The organism is Streptomyces sp. NPDC029296 (assembly GCF_055569255.1).
Genome location: NZ_JBVHXT010000020.1, coordinates 1 through 15,275, shown reverse-complemented (window position 1 = coordinate 15,275; position 15,275 = coordinate 1). Strand labels below are relative to the sequence as shown.

Genomic DNA, 15,275 nt, shown 5'->3' with positions numbered 1-15,275 from the left:
GCCGGTCGCCGGGCCCGCGTCCGGTGGCCTGTCACGTTCCGGCCCGCGCCCCGCCGGCGGCCGTGACGCGGACGGCGTCGTCGGCCGCCCGCCGACGCGGACGGACGGTCGCCCCGAAGCCGGTGCGGGAACGCGTACCGGACAATCACGCGGGCGCACGGGTGCCGGAGCGGCGGGAGCGGTCATACTGGCCGTCGTGCGCGTTGCGATCATGACGGCGGGGTCCCGGGGCGACGCGGCCCCCTACACCGGGCTCGGGCACCGGCTGGCGCTGGCCGGGCACGAGGTCACGCTGGTCACCCACGGCCGCTTCGAGCCGCTGGTGGCGGGGTCGGGGGTGCGGTTCCACGCGCTGCCGGTGGATCCGCGGGCGGAACTGGAGTCACCGCGCGGCCGGGGCCTGCACCGCAGCGCCGGCGGGCCCGGAAAGTTGCTGCGGGTGGTGGAGCTGGCCCGGCGTCTGGTGGGACGGATGACCGAGGACCTGCTCGACGCGGCGCGGGACAGCGAGGTGCTGCTGCTGTCCGCCTCGGTGGCACCGCTCGGGCACACGCTCGCCGAGGGGCTGCGGCTGCCCAGCCTGGGCGTGTATCTGCAACCCCTCGCGGCCACACGGGAGTTCGCCCCGCCGGTGCTCGGCGGGGGCGCCTGGGGCGGGACGGTGAACCGGCTCGCCGGACAGGGGGTGGGTCTGGCCGTGGAGCATGTCTTCTCCGGTACCGTGCCGGCCCTGCGCACGCGGCTCGGCCTGCCGCCGCTGGGCACCGGTGCCGCGCGACGGTGCCGGGAGCGACGGCACTGGCCGGTGCACCACGGCTTCAGCCCGGTGGTGGTGCCCCGGCCCGCCGACTGGCGGGCCGGCCTGGAGGTGGGCGGCTACTGGTGGCCGTACGACACCGACCGGGAACTCCCCGAGGAGGTGCGGAAGTTCATCGAGGCCGGGCCGCCGCCGGTGTTCGTCGGGCTGGGCAGCGCCACCGTGCCGGACGCCGGGCGGCTGAGTGGGCGGGTGGTGGCGGCGCTGCGGCGGGCCGGGCTGCGCGGGGTGATCCAGCGCGGCTGGGGCGGGCTGGCGGCCACCGGAGACGACATGCTGACCGTCGGCGAGGTGCCGCACTCGCTGCTGTTCCCGAGGATGGCCGCCGTGGTCCATCACGCGGGCGCGGGCACCACGGCGGCGGGGCTGCGCGCCGGGGTGCCGGCGGTTCCGGTGCCGGTGCAGTTCGACGCGGGGTTCTGGTCCGCCCGGCTGGTGGCGCTGGGGGCCGCCCCGGCCGTCGTACCGCTGCGCCGGCTGAGCGTGGACGCGCTGGCCTCGGCGCTGGCCCGGGCCACCCGGGACCCGGGGTTCCGGCGCCGCGCCGAGTCCCTGGGCGCCCGGATCCGGGACGAGGACGGCACGGCCCCGGTGCTGGCCGCCCTGGACCGGCTCGGCGGCTGAACCGGGCCCCGGGCGTCAGCCGGTGGTCAGCACCATGCGGAAGCGGGCGGCGCCGGAGAGCATCTTCTCGTAGGCCTCCCCGGCCCGCTCCAGCGGCACCGTCTCGGTCATCGGGCGGATGCCGTGCAGGGCGCTGAAGGCCATGGCGTCCTCGATGTCCCGCGCGGTGCCCGAGGGGTGTCCGCGGACGACCCGCCCGCTCATGATCAGCTGCACCGGGCTGATGCCCAGCGGCTCGGGGGTGGCGCCGATGACGGTCAGTTCGCCGCGCGGGGCCAGCCCGTCCACGGTCGCCGTGATGGCCTCGGAGCTGCCGGCGGTGGCCAGGACGGCCTTCGCCCCGCCGAGGGAGCCCAGTGCCTCGGCGACCGGGGCCGGTGCCGTGCTGTCGACGTAGTGGTGGGCGCCGAGCCGCCTGGCGAAGTCGGCCTTCTCGGCGCCCCGGGCGATCGCCACGGTCTCGAAGCCCATCGCCACCGCGTACTGCACGCCGAGGTGGCCGAGGCCCCCGAGGCCGAGCACCGCGACCAGGTCGCCCGGCCCGGCCGGACCGCGCCGCAGCCCGTTGTACGTGGTCACGCCCGCGCAGGCCAGGGGCCCGGCGTCGGCCGCGGCGAGCACGTCGGGGATCCGGGCCAGGGCGTCGACGGGTACGGTCGTCCGCGCGCCGAAGCCGCCGTCGTAGGCCCAGCCGGGGACCTTCAGGGCGGTGCACACGACGAAGTCGCCCCGGCGGCAGGGCCGGCAGTGACCGCAGCTGCCGCCGAACCAGCCGACGGCCACCCGGTCGCCGACGCTCCAGCCGCGCTCCCCGGCGCCCTCGCCCAGTTCCTCGATCCGCCCGGCGATCTCGTGCCCGGGAACCTCGGGGAAGGTGACGCCCGGCAGTGCGCCGCCGACGAAGAGGGCGTCGCTGTGGCAGATCCCGCACGCCTCCACGGCGATCCGCACGCGGCCCGCTCCCGGCGGCCGGATCTCCCGGTCGGCGAGTTCGAAGGTGCCATCGGACGCGGTCACCTGGGCGACTCGGTAGGTACTCATGGCGCTCTCCGGGAAACGGGGCGACGGCCTTCATCCCCAGCAGACCAGCTCCGGCCCGATCACGCGCGCCGAGCCGGTCCGCACCCCCGCCGGCCTGCGCGTCGCCGTCTCGCCGGGTCCGGGGCGCCGGCCCGCCCGCCCGCGCCCGCGCCGTTCTCAGCCGGGTCCGGGCCGCCAGCCCTCCGGCCGGAGCATGCCCAGCAGCAGCCGGACCAGTTCGTCCACCACCTCGTCCAGCGTGGCGTCCACCCAGCCGGCCGTCCAGTCGTGCAGCAGCCCGTTGACGCCGCCGATGAAGGCCGTGGCCGCGAGGCGGTAGTCGCGCGGTGCCGCCTCCCCGCGGGCCACGGCCGCGTCCGCCTCGGCGCGGATGAGGTCGACCCAGCGGGCGCGGCGGGCCAGGCGCTGCTCCTCCAGGCGGGGGCTGACGCCGATGATCTCCATGAAGGCGATGCGGATGCGGCGCGGGTCGGAGGTGATGTCGCGGGCGTAGGCCCGGAAGAGGGCGGTGGCGCGGTCGGCCAGGGGCAGGCCGTCCGCGTCGGCGAGCGCGTCCAGGACGGCCTGTTCGGCCCAGCCGTTGACCTGGAGGTGCAGCGCGGCCAGGACGTCCTCCAGGGTGCGGAACTCCTCGTAGAACTGGCGGGTGGACAGGCCGGCGGCCTGACTGAGGGCGGCGACGGTGGTGCCGCGGTAGCCGGGGGTGCCGCCGAACAGCCGCAGCGCCGCGTCGAGGAAGCGGCGCCGCCGCTCGGCCTGCCGTTCCTCGGCGGACCGGCCGCCGTAGCGTCCCGTCGGCGCTCTGAGCCTGCCGCCCAACGCGTCCCCCTCCGTCGTCCCGCCGGTCCTCCAATCTTGTCGTGCACGCATCTTGTCGAGAAGGCCGGCCCTTCCTTACTTTTCAGTAAGTTCACTGTGAATGCGGCCGTGTTCAGATCCCCGGACTTCCCCCCGACCTCCCCCGAGGAAAGAGAGCCGTCATGGCTGCCTCCAGAACCAGGCACCTGTGCTCCATGGCCGTCGCCCTCGCCCTGGCCGTCGCCGGGCCGGCGACCGCCGCCTCCGCGCGTTCCGCCGCCCCCGACGGCCTGCGCGAGGTGCTGTTCGTCGGCAACAACTGGGACGGCACCGCCGATGTCATCCGCTCCTCCGGCGACTACGCGAAGATCGGCCGGATCGGCGTCGTCCCGGACAAGGCCGCGCGGATGGCGGAGATCAACGCGGATCCGATCAAGTGGATCTACTTCCAGGCGATCCGCAACAGCGTCGGCGAGGGGCACGACCAGTTCGCCGACGACATGTACTCCACCCCGGACGGCCGGTCCGTGGTGGTGTCCCGGCCGAGCTTCGCGGACGTGGTCTCCATCGACCTGGCCACCGGAGCCGTCGAATGGCGCTTCCCGGTGGCCGGTTACCGCGCCGACCACATGGCGGTCTCCCCCGACGGCACCCGGGTGGCGGTCTCCGCCTCCACCGCCGACACCGTGCATGTGCTCGACATCGCCACCGGCCGGCAGCTGGGGTCGTTCAAGACCGGCGCCAAGCCGCACGAGAACGTCTTCACCAAGGACGGCAAGTACCTCTGGAACATGTCCATCGGCGACGTCAACACCGACCTGGACGGGCCCGGCTGGGACTGGACCAAGGGCGACCGGCGCATCACGGTCGTGGACGCGACGACATTCCGGCAGGTCAAGGTCATCGACATGCGGCAGCGGCTGGACGCGTTCGGGCTGAAGGACTTCTCCGACGCGGTCCGCCCGGCCGCGTTCTCCCCCGACGAGTCCAAGCTCTACTTCCAGGTGTCGTTCTTCAACGGCTTCTTCGAGTACGACGTCGCCACCGACGAGATCACCCGGATGAAGACGCTGCCGAAGAACCCGGCGACCAGCGAGGACCGCACCACCTGGGTCAACGACTCGCGCCACCACGGCATCTCGATGAACCCCCAGGGCACCAGGCTGTGCGTCGCGGGCACCATGGACGACTACGCGACCGTGGTCGACCGGGTCTCGCTCCAGGAGGGGCCGCTGGTGCCGGCCGCCAAGCCGTACTGGGCGACGGTCAGCGGGGACGGCAAGGACTGTGTCGTCTCCGAGAGCGGCGCCGACCAGGTGACGGCGATCGACTTCGCCACCGGGCGGAAGGTGGCCTCGGTCCCCGTCGGCGACCACCCGCAGCGCGTCCGGCTGGGCCGTGTGCCGGCCGACTGGACGGGGCCGAGCGGCAGTTGACGCGTCCTCAGAACGTGGCCTCCGGGGGTGCCCCACTCACTCCCGGAGGCCACACCGCGCGAGTCGGCCGACGGTCGGCTCGGCCGGCCGGCGGCCGGCTCACTCCCCCGTCCGCCGCATGACGTTCGGCAGGTACTCCTTCCGGTTCAGCGGGTTGTGGCCGGTGCGCGGGCGTTCGGTGACGATGCCGTGGGTCACCGGGGCGTAGTGGTCGAAGGCCGTCTCCAGTTCGCCCTCGCCCCGGGTGAGCCCCGGCAGCCGCCGCTCCAGGGCGTGCACCCGGGCGGCCGGGCGCTGTGCCGGGGCGGCACCGGCGTCCCGCTCGGCGGGCGAGCGGGGTGATGCGTCCGCGCGGGGAACGCCGGGAGCCGTGCGGCGCCCGCTGCTCGGGGTCCCCCGTCACCCGTGCGTGCGGGTGCTGGTCTGGTCGGGCCGGCCGTCCGCGTGCAGGAGGGCGTGCGCCGGGTGCCCTCGTAGCGGAAACCGGCGCGCTCCGCGACGCGGCGGGACGCGGGGCTGGCCGTGGCGCGCAGCCGCATCCGGTGCAGGCCCGGGTCGTCCAGGGCCCGCCGGGCCAGTCGGCGGACCACCGTGACGGCGAGGCCGGCGCCGCGGGGCAGCAGCCCGTGGGGGACTTCGGCGCCGCCGCCCGCGAGGTCGACGTCGCCCGGCACGACGAGCCCGACGGCCGGGGCGTCCGGCCTCGCGAGGGCCCGCACCGCGCCGGTCCCGGCCCGCCACCGCTCGCGCATCCGGGCGATCCGGTCGCGGGCCTGTCAGGTTCCGGCCACGGTGAACAGGTTCCGCTTCCGGATGGCGGGGCCCTGCCCGGCGGCGAGCAGCGCGTCGGCCGTCATATGGCCGTGTCCGCGGGGTGCGACGTCGGGTATGCCGGCGCTGGAGATCGTTCCGGCATCGTCGCACAGGTGACCGCTACCGCCGGGGCAGCCGGTGCAGGGTCACGTCCGTGAGCGCCCCGTCGGCCGCCGTCGCCGTCAGGTAGGTGCAGTGCGGCTGGCTGCGGCGGTCGGTCGGGGAGCCGGGGTTGAGCAGGCGCAGGCCGCCGGGGGCGGTGGTGTCCCAGGGGATGTGGCTGTGCCCGAAGACCAGGACGTCCAGGTCGGGGAAGCGGGCCGCGCAGCGGGCCTCGCGCCCTTGGGCGAGGCCGGTCTCGTGGACCACGCCGAAGCGCAGGCCGCCCAGTTCGGCGTAGGCCACCTCGGGCAGCCGGGCGCGCAGCTCGGGGCCGTCGTTGTTGCCGTACACGCCGATCAGCCGGCGGCTGCGGCTCTCCAGCAGGTCCAGGGTGGCGGTGTCGACCCAGTCTCCGGCGTGCAGGACGACGTCCGCGTGCGGGAGTTCGGCGAGCAGCTGCTCCGGGAGCCGCTTGGCCCGCTTGGGCAAGTGGGTGTCGGACATGAGCAGAAGGCGCACGCCGCCAGTCTAGACCGCTCGTCCGGTGAGGCGGCGCACGCCGAAGGTGGTGCCGAGCACGGCGGCGCCGGCGCCGAGGGCGGTGGCGGCGGGGTGCCGGAGCAGGGTCTCCTGCCAGGAGCGGGCGTGCGAGGTGTCGTCGAAGGCGCCGTGCGCGCCCTGGTCGTCGGCGGGGGTGCGGTCGACCGGTTCGAAGAGGTTGTCCAGGTGGGCCGGCGGGACGCTGTCGGTCTGCTGGGAGTCGAAGCCGGTGCGGGCGAGGTAGCGGTCCAGCAGCGCCGGGGCGAGCCGGTTGGCCCAGAGGGTGGCGACGGTGGAGGCGCCGACGTAGTACTGCTTGCGGCGGGGGTGGTCGGCCGCGTACAGCACGCCCCGGGCGGCCACCTCGGGCTGGTAGATCGGCGGGACCGGCATGGGGTGCTTGGCCAGCCGGGAGCGCACCCACTGGAACTGGGGGGTGTTGACGGCGGGCATCTGGGCGATGGTGACGTGCACGTTGCTGCCGCGGTGCAGCAGTTCGGTGCGCAGGGAGGAGGTGAATCCGTTGATGGCGTGCTTGGCCCCGCAGTACGCCGACTGCAGCGGTATGGACCGCTCGCCGAGCGCGGAGCCGACCTGCACGATCGTGCCCCGGTCGCGGGGCAGCATGCGCTTCAGGGCGGAGCGGGTGCCGTTGACGAAGCCGAGGTAGGTGACCTGGGTGACCCGCTCGAACTCCTCGGCGGTGATCTCCTCGAACGGCGCGAACACCGTGGAGAACGCGCAGTTGATCCAGATGTCGATGGGCCCGAACGCCCGCTCCGCGGCCTCGGCGGCGGCCTCCAGCTGCGCCGCGTCGGACGCGTCGGCCACGTGTGTCAGGGGCCGTCCGCCGAGCGCCGCGACCTCGTCGGCCGCCATCTCCAGGCCGCCCTCGCCGCGCGCGACCAGGACGACGTCGGCGCCGCGCCGGGCGTACAGGCGGGCGGTGGCACGGCCGATGCCGGCGCTGGCGCCGGTGATGACGACGGTGGGGGGCATGGTTTCTCCTTTTCGAAGGTGCTCGGTGACGCGGCGCGGTCCGTCTCACTCCACCCGGTACGGCGCCGCGCGCTCCCGGGCGAGCATGAGGCCGAGTCCGGGTTCCCCGCCGGCGCCCGGGGTGACGCTGCCGCCGCACGGGTCGAGGGCGCCGTCGAACAGGAGGCGTTCGATGCGGACATGGTCGTGGAACCACTCCAGGTGGCGCAGATTGGGCACGGCGGCGGCAGCGTGCGCGTGGGCGTGCGGCGCGCAGTGCCCGGAGACGTCGAGCCCGCGCGCCTGGGCGAGCGCGGCGGCGCGCAGCCAGACGGTGATGCCGCCGCACCGGGTGACGTCGGCCTGGAGGCAGTCGACGGCCCCGGCGGCCAGCATGTGTCCGAAGTACGCCAGGGTGTAGCCGTATTCACCGGCGGCGACGTCGAGGGGGATCCGGTCCCGGATGCCGGCGAGGACGGTGAGGTGGTCGGAGGAGACGGGTTCCTCGAACCAGGTGACGCCCTGGTCGGCGAGCGCGGCCGCGACCCGTACCGCCTGGCCGCCGGTGTAGCCGCCGTTGGCGTCCACGTACAGCTCGGCCGTCTCGCCGATGGCCGCCCGCGCGCGGGCGACGCGTTCGAGGTCGCGGTCCTGCCGGGCGCCCCACGACTCCCCGATCTTGATCTTGACGCGGGGGATGCCCTGTTTCTCGGTCCAGCCGCGCAGCTGGCGTTCCTGCCGGGCGGCGTCGTAGGTGGTGAAGCCGCCGCTGCCGTAGACGGGCACCTCGGTGCGGGCGGCGCCGAGCAGGTGGACGAGGGGGAGGCCGAGCAGACGTGCCTTGAGGTCCCACAGGGCGATGTCGACGGCGGCGATCGCCTGGGCGGCCAGGCCGGGCAGCCCGGCGTTGCGCACGGCCCGGCACATCCGCTCGTTGGCGCGCGGCACGTCGTACGCGGACAGGCCGGTGACGGTGCCGGCGAGCAGTTCGCGGACGAGGGGGGCGGTGGCCGCGGGCGCGTAGGTGTAGCCGAGCCCGGTGGTGGCGCCGGAGCGGGCGGTGACCAGGACGAGGGTCGTCTTGTCCCAGGCGAGGGTGCCGTCCGCCTCGGGGGCGTCGGTGGGCACGGTGTAGACGGCCGTGTCGACCGCGTCCACGGCCGGCTGGTCGCTCATGGTCGCCTCCGGGACCGGCGCAGCCCGCTCACCGCGGCGGCGGTGCCCGCGGCGAGGGCGGCCACGCAGGCGGTGGTCGCCCAGCCCGCCCCGCGGGACGGTTCGCCGGGGCGGTCGGCCAGGCGTTCGGGGCGGTCGCCGGGCAGGTCGCCGTCCAGGGCGAGCGCGAGGACCTCGGCGAGGTGCAGCGCACGCCGGCCGGTGCCGCCCTGTTCGATCTGGGTGCGGCAGCTGAAACCGTCGGCGACGACCAGGCTGTCCGGCGCGGCGGCGCGCACGGCGGGCAGGACGCCCAGTTCGCCGACGGCCATGGACACCTCGTGGTGGCCGCGTTCGAAGCCGAAGTTGCCGGCCAGGCCGCAGCAGCCCTCGTCGAGCACCTCGGCGTCGAGGCGGGCGCGGCGCATCAGTTCGCGGTCGGCGTCGAACTTCGTCACGGCGTGCTGGTGGCAGTGGGTCTGCACGGTGGCCCGCCGGGCCAGTCGCGGCGGCTGCCAGTCCCCGGGGGCGTGGTGGACGAGGTGTTCGGCGAAGGTGCGCACCTGGCCGGCCAGCCGCTGGACGTCCTGGTCGTCGGGCATCAGCTCGACGGCGTCGGCGCGGAGGGCGGCCGTGCAGGAGGGTTCCAGGCCGATGACCGGCGTACCGGCCTCCAGGTAGGGCCGCAGCACGGCGAGGGTGCGGGTCAGCACCTTCTTGGCGGTGGCGAGTTGGCCGGTGGAGATCCAGGTCAGTCCGCAGCACGCCGGTTCGGTGGGGACGGCGACGTGGAAGCCGGCGTCCTCGAGGACACGGACGGCGGACCGGGCGATGGCGGGGTGGAAGTAGGTGCTGAAGGTGTCCGGCCACAGGACGACCGTGCGCGGGTCGGCGGGATCCGGTTCCGGCCGGTCGCGGGCCCGCCACCACTGGAGGAAGGACTCCTCGGCGAACACCGGTGCCCGGCGGGCCGCGTCGATGCCGGCGAGCCGCTTGCCGAGGCCGGCCAGTCCGGGGGCGTGCAGCGCGGAGTTCACCAGCCGGGGGGCGGTGCGGGTGAGCCGGGCCCACAGCGGGAGCCAGCCCATGGAGTAGTGGGCCATGGGGCGCTTGCGGCCCGCGTAGTGGTGGGAGAGGAACTCGGCCTTGAGGGTGGCCATGTCGACGCCGGTCGGGCAGTCGGACTTGCAGCCCTTGCAGGCCAGGCAGAGGTCGAGGGCGTCGTGGACGGCGGTGGAGCGCCAGCCGTCCTCGACCACGGAGTCCGGGTGCCCGCCGAGCATCTCGAACAGCAGCCGGGCCCGGCCGCGGGTGGAGTGCTCCTCCTCCATGGTGGCGCGGTAGGAGGGGCACATGACGCCGCCGGAGTGGCCGCGGCAGTTGCCGATGCCGACGCAGCGCATCACCGCCCGGTTGAAGGAGTGTTCGTCCTCGGGGAAGCCGAAGTGGGTGGCGGGGGTGGCGGGCCGCCAGGTGGGGCCGAGCCGCAGTTGCCCGTCGACCGGGTGGGGGTGGACGATCTTGCCCGGGTTCATCCGGTCGCCGGGGTCGAAGAGCGCCTTCAGCTCGCCGAACGCGGTCACGAGCCGCGGCCCGAACATCCGGGTGAGCAGTTCGCCCCGGGACTGGCCGTCCCCGTGCTCGCCGGACAGCGAGCCGCCGTAGGAGGCGACGAGGTCGGCGGCGCGCTCCAGGAACCGCCGGAAGCGCGCCACGCCCTCGGCGGTGCGCAGGCCGAAGGGGATGCGGGTGTGGACGCAGCCCTGCCCGAAGTGGCCGTACAGGGACGGGCGGCCGTAGTCGAACTCGGCGAACAGGCCCTTCAGGTCGCGCAGATAGTCGCCGAGCCGTTCGGGCGGTACGGCGGAGTCCTCCCAGCCCTCCCAGGTCTCCCGGTCGTCCGGCGGGCGGGCGGTCACGCCGAGTCCGGCCTCGCGGGCCCTGAGCATCTTCTGCTCGCGCTCCGGGTCGTCGGAGAAGGCGACGCCGCGGTCCTTCTCGTCGCGGCCGAGGGCGTGCAGCAGGGCGTGCGCCTGTTCGTCGACGGCCTCCTGGCTGTCGCCGCTGTACTGCACCATCAGCCAGCTGTCGCCCTCGGGCAGCACGGCGAGCGACTCCAGGTAGGCGCCCTCCTCGCGCATCAGCTGGGCCATCCGGTCGTCCAGGGCCTCCAGCTGGGTGGGGTCGCCGTGCTCCAGCAGGCGGGGTACGTCGTCGGCGGCGGCGCAGATGTCGTCGTAGCCGAGGACGAGCAGCGACTGGTACGCCGGCACGGGCACGAGGTCGAGTTCGGCGCGCAGGACGGTGACGAGGGTGCCCTCGCTGCCGACGAGCGCCTTGGCCAGGTCGAAGCCGTTCTCGGGCAGCAGGGAGTCCAGGTTGTAGCCGGAGACGCGGCGCGGGATGTCCGGGTAGCCGCGGCGGATGTCGGCCAGGTACTCGGTGGCGATGCGGTCCAGGCCGGCGTAGATCTCGGCGAGCCGGCCGCCGCCGGTGATGATCCGCTCCCGCTCGTCGGGCGGAGTGGGGCCGACCCAGGCGCGCTGCCCGTCGTAGGTGAGGATCTCCAGGCGGCGGACGTTGTCGACGGTCTTGCCGTAGGCCTGGGCGGAGGCTCCGCAGGAGTTGTTGCCGATCATGCCGCCGAGCGCGCAGTGGCTGTGGGTGGCCGGCTTGGGGCCGAACTGGAGCTTGTACCGGGCCAGCCGGCGGTTGAGTTCGTCCAGGACGATGCCGGGTTCCACCACGCAGGTGCGCCGGTCGGGGTCGACGGAGAGCAACCCGGTGCAGTACTTGGTCCAGTCGATCACCACGGCGGTGTTGGTCGTCTGGCCCGCGAGTCCGGTGCCGCCGCCCCGGGAGAGGACGGGGGTGTCGAAACGCGCGCACACCGACACGGCGCGGGCGGCCGCCTCCACGGTGCGGGGCACGACGACGCCGATCGGGGTCTGCCGGTAGTTGGAAGCGTCCGTGGAATAGGCTCCGCGGCTGCCCGTGTCGAAGCGGACCTCGCCGTCCACCTCGGCGTGGAGAGCCGCCTCCAGGCCGGACCTGTCCGCAGGGGTCATCTGCGCTCCTTGGATTCACCGACGTACTGCCCTGTCCGAGGCCGGGCGAGTACCCCCGCAAATAGACAGGCAAAACTGAACAGTTTGAGCTGGACAGTCTCGGCTGCCGGTCGTAGTCTGGCGTCCATGGCCGACATCTCCGACTCCGCCGCCCGCTCCGCGCGTGATCTGCGCGTGGTCTTCAGCAGGCTGCGGCGCCGCATCCGGGAGGTGGCGCAGGACGCCGACCTCAGCCCCTCGCAGGAGTCGGCGCTCACCCTGGTCGGCAAGCACGGCGCGGCCACGGCCAGCGCGCTCGCCGCCGCCGAGGGGGTGCGGCCGCAGTCCATGGCCACCACGCTCACCGCGCTGGAGCGGCACGGGCTCATCCGCCGGGCCCCCGACCCCGACGACGGCCGCCGCCAGCTGGTCACGCTGACCGACGCCGGCCGGGCCCGCGTCGAGGGCAACCGGCAGGTCCGCGAGGAGTGGCTGGCCCGCGCCTTCCAGGACCGCTACACCGAGGAGGAGCGGCGCACGGTTCTCGCGGCGCTGGAGCTGCTGGACCGGCTGTCCGCGCCGTAGCCCCCGGACCCCGCCACCCGCACCGGGCCACCGGCCCCTGCCCCGCCGCGCGCGGCCGCGGCCGCGGCCGTTCCCGCCCCGGTGGTCCTCGCCCCCGTGCCCGGCGCACGCCCGGCCGTGTCCGTGCCGGGTGACCTCACGCCGCGGCCGGCCACGACCGCCGGGGCGCCCCCGGCCGGCTCACCCCGGGAACCGGAAGCCCCGGGGACCGGAAACCACCGGGGACCGGAAACCACCGAAACACCAGGAACACCGAAAGGCCCGACCCGCCCATGTCGCTCAGCACGCTCGACCCCCGTACCGCCCTCGTCGCGATAGACCTCCAGAACGGCATCGTGGCGATGCCCACGCAGCCGTACCCGGGCCCGGTGGTGGTCTCCCGCACGGCGGAACTCGCCGGCGCCTTCCGCTCCCACGGCCTGCCCGTGGTCCTGGTCCGGGTCTCCTTCGCCGCCGACGGGGCGGACGCCGTCCCCGGCCGTGCCGAACGCGGGCCCCGCGGACTCGCCTTCCCCGAGGGCTGGGACGTCGTCGTGGACGAGCTGTCCGGCCACCCCGGCGACATCCGGGTCACCAAGCACAACTGGAGCGCCTTCCACGGCACCGACCTGGACGTGCAGCTGCGCCGCCGGGGCATCACGCAGATCGTGCTGGCCGGGATCGCCACCAGCATCGGCGTGGAGTCCACCGCCCGCGACGCCTACGCGCACGGCTACCACGTCACCCTCGCCACCGACGCCATGGCCGACGCCGACGGCGAGGCGCACGCCAACAGCGTGGAGCGGATCTTCCCGCGCCTCGGCGAGACCGGCACGGCCGCCGAGATCGCGGAGCTGCTCGACAAGACCCGCGTCTGATCCCCGGGGCCGGGCAACCGGACTCCTCAGTCCTCGCCGCGCACGACGGTGTCCTCGGCGTCCGGGCCCCGGCGTCGCGGCGCGGCCGGGTCCGGGAGCGCCGGCAGGCAGGTGCGCACCCCCCTCTCCCGCCGCCGGGCCTGGGCCCAGCCGGTCTCCGCGTAGGGTATGGCCGGTTTCGTCTCCGCGTGCGCGGTCATGCCGTCCCGCTTCCTTCCGTGTCTCCCCGGATGCCCCGGGCGCGCACCGCGCCCGCGGGCCCCTTCCGCACCGGGTCAGGTCCGGCCGCCGCCACCGCCGCCGAACGACCCGCTGGACCCCGGCGACCAGCGCGGACGACTCTGGTCGGCGGCGCGCTTGGTGCCGACGTTGCCGAGCTGGTGCGGGGTGAGGCGGTCACTCCCCTCGGCGGCCCGGGGCATCTCGTCGGGCTCCCGGACCTCGAGGGTCTCGCCCACCGGACCCCCCGGCGGCATCTGGGGCTGCTCCTCCGGGCGCGGCGGCGCGGGCTCGCGCTCGCGCACCTTCGCGCCCAGCCGGAAGGCCCAGATGATGCCCGCGACGAGGGCCACTCCGGCGATCAGGATCAGGACGTATCCGAAGGTCTGGGCGCCCGTGGCCGCTTGGTACATGGCAGTGTTCATGACCGTCGGGTACCCGGAGCCGGGCCGCGGATGCCTGGCCCGGGGCCCCTACGGCGCTCAGTCCTCCCCGCTGGCCGCCGCGCGTTCCACCTCCGCCTCGACCTCGGCGCGGGGCCGGCCCGTGTCCCGGGCGTACTCGCTCACCGCCGTCTGCACATCGCGGGCGAGGTCACGCCAGGCCCGCAGGGCGGTCTCGTAGGTGCCCGCCTGGACGCCCGTCAGCCGCCGCTCGGCCGGCGGACCGTAGGCCTCCCGCAGTTCCTGGACCTGAATCTGGGCGGCGTCGGCCGCGCGCTGTTTCGCGACCAGTTCTTCGAAGGTGTGCGACACGCCAACCGACCTTAGGCAGCTTCGGCCCTCCCGCCCAGAGCGACCTGCGGAAGTGGCCGGACCCGCACCCGTGTGGCGGGTCCGGCCGCCGGCGTTTCCGTCGGGTCAGGACTCCTGCGCGGCCTTCCGCTGGAACCGGGCGAAGATCCAGGCGCTGTCCGTCTCCCCCTCGGGGACGTTGAAGCCGGTCGTCGTCTGGGTGTCCTTCAGCCTTCTGAAGCCGGTGATCTCCACGTCGTACTCGACGTTGTCGACGTACACCTTCTCGGGCACGTGGAATTCCTGCAATTGGACGATGTCGTTCGGATTCGGGCCTTGGTTGGGTGTCTCGTTGTGACGGAAACGCACATTGATGTCGCGGTCGAAGTTCCCGTTCTCGAAGTGCACCCTGATGGTGAGGTACACCCAGAACTGTGACTGGTCCGCGAGGAAGACCGGATAGTTGTAGTGCGTGAACTGGCCAATCGGGAATTCGCGGCCGTTGAGGATCGCCTCCATGGGATGGCCTTCGAAGTCGTAGCCGCTCACATTGCCGCCGGAGGCGGGCTGCCCCCATCTGATCTTGCCGGTGTTCACTCCCGTGAGACCCGGAAGGTTCGCACTGGTCCCCGTGAACGTGCCGCTGGTCTCGATGAGCCCCACTGCGGGATTCCCCTTTCCCTGGGCTTCGCCGAACGAGTTCGCTGCCGTATTGCTCCCGGTTTCCGGGAACAGGTCGTCGCCACTCTATGAGCCCGGGCCGGGGGCGACGAAACGAGAAATCAGGACAAAGGAAAAACCTTCCGTTCCGCCTACCCCGGCTCGCCGGCGCCCACCGTCCCGCCCGTCCCCCCGGTCGGGATGACCAGCAGCTTGGTGACCGAGCCGTCGTCGCCGACGACGTCCCGGACGTGGCGGAAGCCGAGGCGGCGGCACATGGCCAGGCTGGCGGTGTTCCCGGCGCCCACCATGCCGTACGCCTCGGTGAGCCCGAGGTTGTCGGCGGCGTGCCGAAGCAGGCCGCGGACCACCTCGCCGCCCAGGCCGCGCCCCCAGTAGCGGGGGACGAGGGCGGTGACGAGTTCGTGGCCGTCGACGTTGCCGGTCGGCTTGACCTCGGCGTGGCCGACGTAGTGGCCCTGGTGCCACAGGCCCCACACGTCGAACCGGCGCTGCGGGTAGACGTCGGAGAGGATGGCGCGGAACAGCTCGCGGATCTGCGGTTCGGGCACGAGGTCCTGCCCCATCCAGCGGCACACCTCCTCGTCGCGCAGCAGGGTGACGAAGACGTCCTCGTGCTCGGGCCGGTAGGGGAGGAAGTCCAGGCGTTCGGTGCGCAGGACGGGGGTCATGGCGGCCTCCTCGGGAGTGCTGCGGTGCGGTGGGGCCGAGGGCGGTGGGGCGCCGGGGCGGCGGCTCGTGGGGGGAGGGGGCGGGGGGGGGGGGGGGGGGGGGGGGGGGGGGGGGGGGGGGGGGGGGGGGGGGGGGGGGGGGGGGGGGGGGGGGGGGGGGGGGGGAGGGGGGAGGGG

Annotated in this window: 15 protein-coding genes and 1 pseudogene; 4 read left to right on the top strand and 12 right to left on the bottom strand. The window is 74.5% G+C overall.

From position 1 onward, the window contains the following. Positions 1-211 precede the first annotated feature (211 nt). A complete protein-coding gene (locus ACZ4W9_RS18910; RefSeq protein WP_467937284.1) occupies positions 212-1,441 on the top strand; it encodes a glycosyltransferase in 1,230 nt (409 codons plus the stop codon). Positions 1,442-1,456: 15 nt separating this feature from the next. Here ACZ4W9_RS18910 and ACZ4W9_RS18905 read toward each other — a convergent pair whose 3' ends face one another. Continuing rightward, positions 1,457-2,482 carry an alcohol dehydrogenase catalytic domain-containing protein gene (locus ACZ4W9_RS18905; protein ID WP_467937060.1) on the bottom strand — a complete coding sequence of 342 codons (1,026 nt, stop codon included), beginning with the start codon at positions 2,480-2,482 and terminating at the stop codon, positions 1,457-1,459. A 156-nt stretch (positions 2,483-2,638) separates the two neighbouring features. Continuing rightward, positions 2,639-3,301: a TetR/AcrR family transcriptional regulator gene (locus tag ACZ4W9_RS18900; protein ID WP_467937058.1), complete on the bottom strand. Its 663-nt coding sequence runs from the start codon at positions 3,299-3,301 to the stop codon at positions 2,639-2,641. Positions 3,302-3,462: 161 nt separating this feature from the next. Between ACZ4W9_RS18900 and ACZ4W9_RS18895 the strand changes: the two genes are divergently transcribed. Next, positions 3,463-4,716, top strand: a complete 1,254-nt coding sequence (locus tag ACZ4W9_RS18895) for a YncE family protein (RefSeq protein ID WP_467937056.1) — start codon at positions 3,463-3,465, stop codon at positions 4,714-4,716. A gap of 99 nt (positions 4,717-4,815) precedes the next feature. Here ACZ4W9_RS18895 and ACZ4W9_RS18890 read toward each other — a convergent pair. From ACZ4W9_RS18890 to ACZ4W9_RS18870, 5 genes and pseudogenes are all read right to left on the bottom strand, one after another. Continuing rightward, positions 4,816-5,007 (bottom strand): annotated as a pseudogene (locus tag ACZ4W9_RS18890) (hypothetical protein); the annotation flags it as partial. 642 nt (positions 5,008-5,649) lie between these two features. Further along, positions 5,650-6,150, bottom strand: coding sequence for a metallophosphoesterase family protein (locus tag ACZ4W9_RS18885; RefSeq protein ID WP_467937054.1), 501 nt, complete (start codon positions 6,148-6,150; stop codon positions 5,650-5,652). A gap of 9 nt (positions 6,151-6,159) precedes the next feature. Beyond that, positions 6,160-7,170, bottom strand: coding sequence for an SDR family oxidoreductase (locus ACZ4W9_RS18880; protein ID WP_467937052.1), 1,011 nt, complete (start codon positions 7,168-7,170; stop codon positions 6,160-6,162). A gap of 45 nt (positions 7,171-7,215) precedes the next feature. Beyond that, positions 7,216-8,325, bottom strand: coding sequence for an enolase C-terminal domain-like protein (locus ACZ4W9_RS18875; RefSeq protein WP_467937050.1), 1,110 nt, complete (start codon positions 8,323-8,325; stop codon positions 7,216-7,218). Continuing rightward, positions 8,322-11,372: an FAD-binding and (Fe-S)-binding domain-containing protein gene (locus tag ACZ4W9_RS18870; protein ID WP_467937048.1), complete on the bottom strand. Its 3,051-nt coding sequence runs from the start codon at positions 11,370-11,372 to the stop codon at positions 8,322-8,324. Before ACZ4W9_RS18870 ends, ACZ4W9_RS18875 begins: the two co-directional genes overlap by 4 nt. 126 nt (positions 11,373-11,498) lie before the next feature. Between ACZ4W9_RS18870 and ACZ4W9_RS18865 the strand changes: the two genes are divergently transcribed. Both ACZ4W9_RS18865 and ACZ4W9_RS18860 read left to right on the top strand, forming a co-directional pair. After that, positions 11,499-11,936 (top strand): MarR family winged helix-turn-helix transcriptional regulator, encoded by a 438-nt coding sequence (locus ACZ4W9_RS18865; protein WP_467937046.1) that lies wholly within the window; start codon positions 11,499-11,501, stop codon positions 11,934-11,936. 272 nt (positions 11,937-12,208) lie between these two features. Next, the gene (locus ACZ4W9_RS18860) at positions 12,209-12,793 is read left to right on the top strand and encodes an isochorismatase family protein (RefSeq protein WP_467937044.1); all 585 of its coding nucleotides are present in this window, start codon (positions 12,209-12,211) and stop codon (positions 12,791-12,793) included. 26 nt (positions 12,794-12,819) lie between these two features. Here the strand turns inward: ACZ4W9_RS18860 and ACZ4W9_RS18855 are convergent, their stop codons facing one another. The 5 genes from ACZ4W9_RS18855 to ACZ4W9_RS18835 all read right to left on the bottom strand — a co-directional run bounded on the left by ACZ4W9_RS18855 (position 12,820) and on the right by ACZ4W9_RS18835 (position 15,098). Further along, positions 12,820-12,993, bottom strand: a complete 174-nt coding sequence (locus ACZ4W9_RS18855; RefSeq protein WP_467937042.1) for a hypothetical protein — start codon at positions 12,991-12,993, stop codon at positions 12,820-12,822. 75 nt (positions 12,994-13,068) lie between these two features. Continuing rightward, positions 13,069-13,437 (bottom strand): DUF6479 family protein, encoded by a 369-nt coding sequence (locus ACZ4W9_RS18850; RefSeq protein ID WP_467937040.1) that lies wholly within the window; start codon positions 13,435-13,437, stop codon positions 13,069-13,071. A gap of 57 nt (positions 13,438-13,494) precedes the next feature. Continuing rightward, the gene (locus ACZ4W9_RS18845; protein ID WP_467937038.1) at positions 13,495-13,767 is read right to left on the bottom strand and encodes a hypothetical protein; all 273 of its coding nucleotides are present in this window, start codon (positions 13,765-13,767) and stop codon (positions 13,495-13,497) included. Positions 13,768-13,872: 105 nt separating this feature from the next. Next, entirely contained in the window at positions 13,873-14,409 is a 537-nt protein-coding gene (locus ACZ4W9_RS18840; RefSeq protein WP_467937036.1) for a choice-of-anchor K domain-containing protein, read from the bottom strand. Between the two features lie 149 nt (positions 14,410-14,558). Then, complete coding sequence (locus tag ACZ4W9_RS18835) at positions 14,559-15,098, bottom strand: GNAT family N-acetyltransferase (protein ID WP_467937034.1); 540 nt, start codon at positions 15,096-15,098, stop codon at positions 14,559-14,561. Positions 15,099-15,275: the final 177 nt, after the last annotated feature.

Excerpts from the sequence above, each read along its gene's own strand:
- ACZ4W9_RS18910 (WP_467937284.1), top strand. The coding sequence starts at position 212 with ATGACGGCGGGGTCCCGGGGCGACGCGGCCCCCTACACCGGGCTCGGG.
- ACZ4W9_RS18905 (WP_467937060.1), bottom strand. The coding sequence starts at position 2,482 with ATGAGTACCTACCGAGTCGCCCAGGTGACCGCGTCCGATGGCACCTTC.
- ACZ4W9_RS18895 (WP_467937056.1), top strand. The coding sequence starts at position 3,463 with ATGGCTGCCTCCAGAACCAGGCACCTGTGCTCCATGGCCGTCGCCCTC.
- ACZ4W9_RS18880 (WP_467937052.1), bottom strand. The coding sequence starts at position 7,170 with ATGCCCCCCACCGTCGTCATCACCGGCGCCAGCGCCGGCATCGGCCGT.
- ACZ4W9_RS18875 (WP_467937050.1), bottom strand. The coding sequence starts at position 8,325 with ATGAGCGACCAGCCGGCCGTGGACGCGGTCGACACGGCCGTCTACACC.
- ACZ4W9_RS18870 (WP_467937048.1), bottom strand. The coding sequence starts at position 11,372 with ATGACCCCTGCGGACAGGTCCGGCCTGGAGGCGGCTCTCCACGCCGAG.
- ACZ4W9_RS18865 (WP_467937046.1), top strand. The coding sequence starts at position 11,499 with ATGGCCGACATCTCCGACTCCGCCGCCCGCTCCGCGCGTGATCTGCGC.
- ACZ4W9_RS18860 (WP_467937044.1), top strand. The coding sequence starts at position 12,209 with ATGTCGCTCAGCACGCTCGACCCCCGTACCGCCCTCGTCGCGATAGAC.
- ACZ4W9_RS18855 (WP_467937042.1), bottom strand. The coding sequence starts at position 12,993 with ATGACCGCGCACGCGGAGACGAAACCGGCCATACCCTACGCGGAGACC.
- ACZ4W9_RS18850 (WP_467937040.1), bottom strand. The coding sequence starts at position 13,437 with ATGAACACTGCCATGTACCAAGCGGCCACGGGCGCCCAGACCTTCGGA.
- ACZ4W9_RS18835 (WP_467937034.1), bottom strand. The coding sequence starts at position 15,098 with ATGACCCCCGTCCTGCGCACCGAACGCCTGGACTTCCTCCCCTACCGG.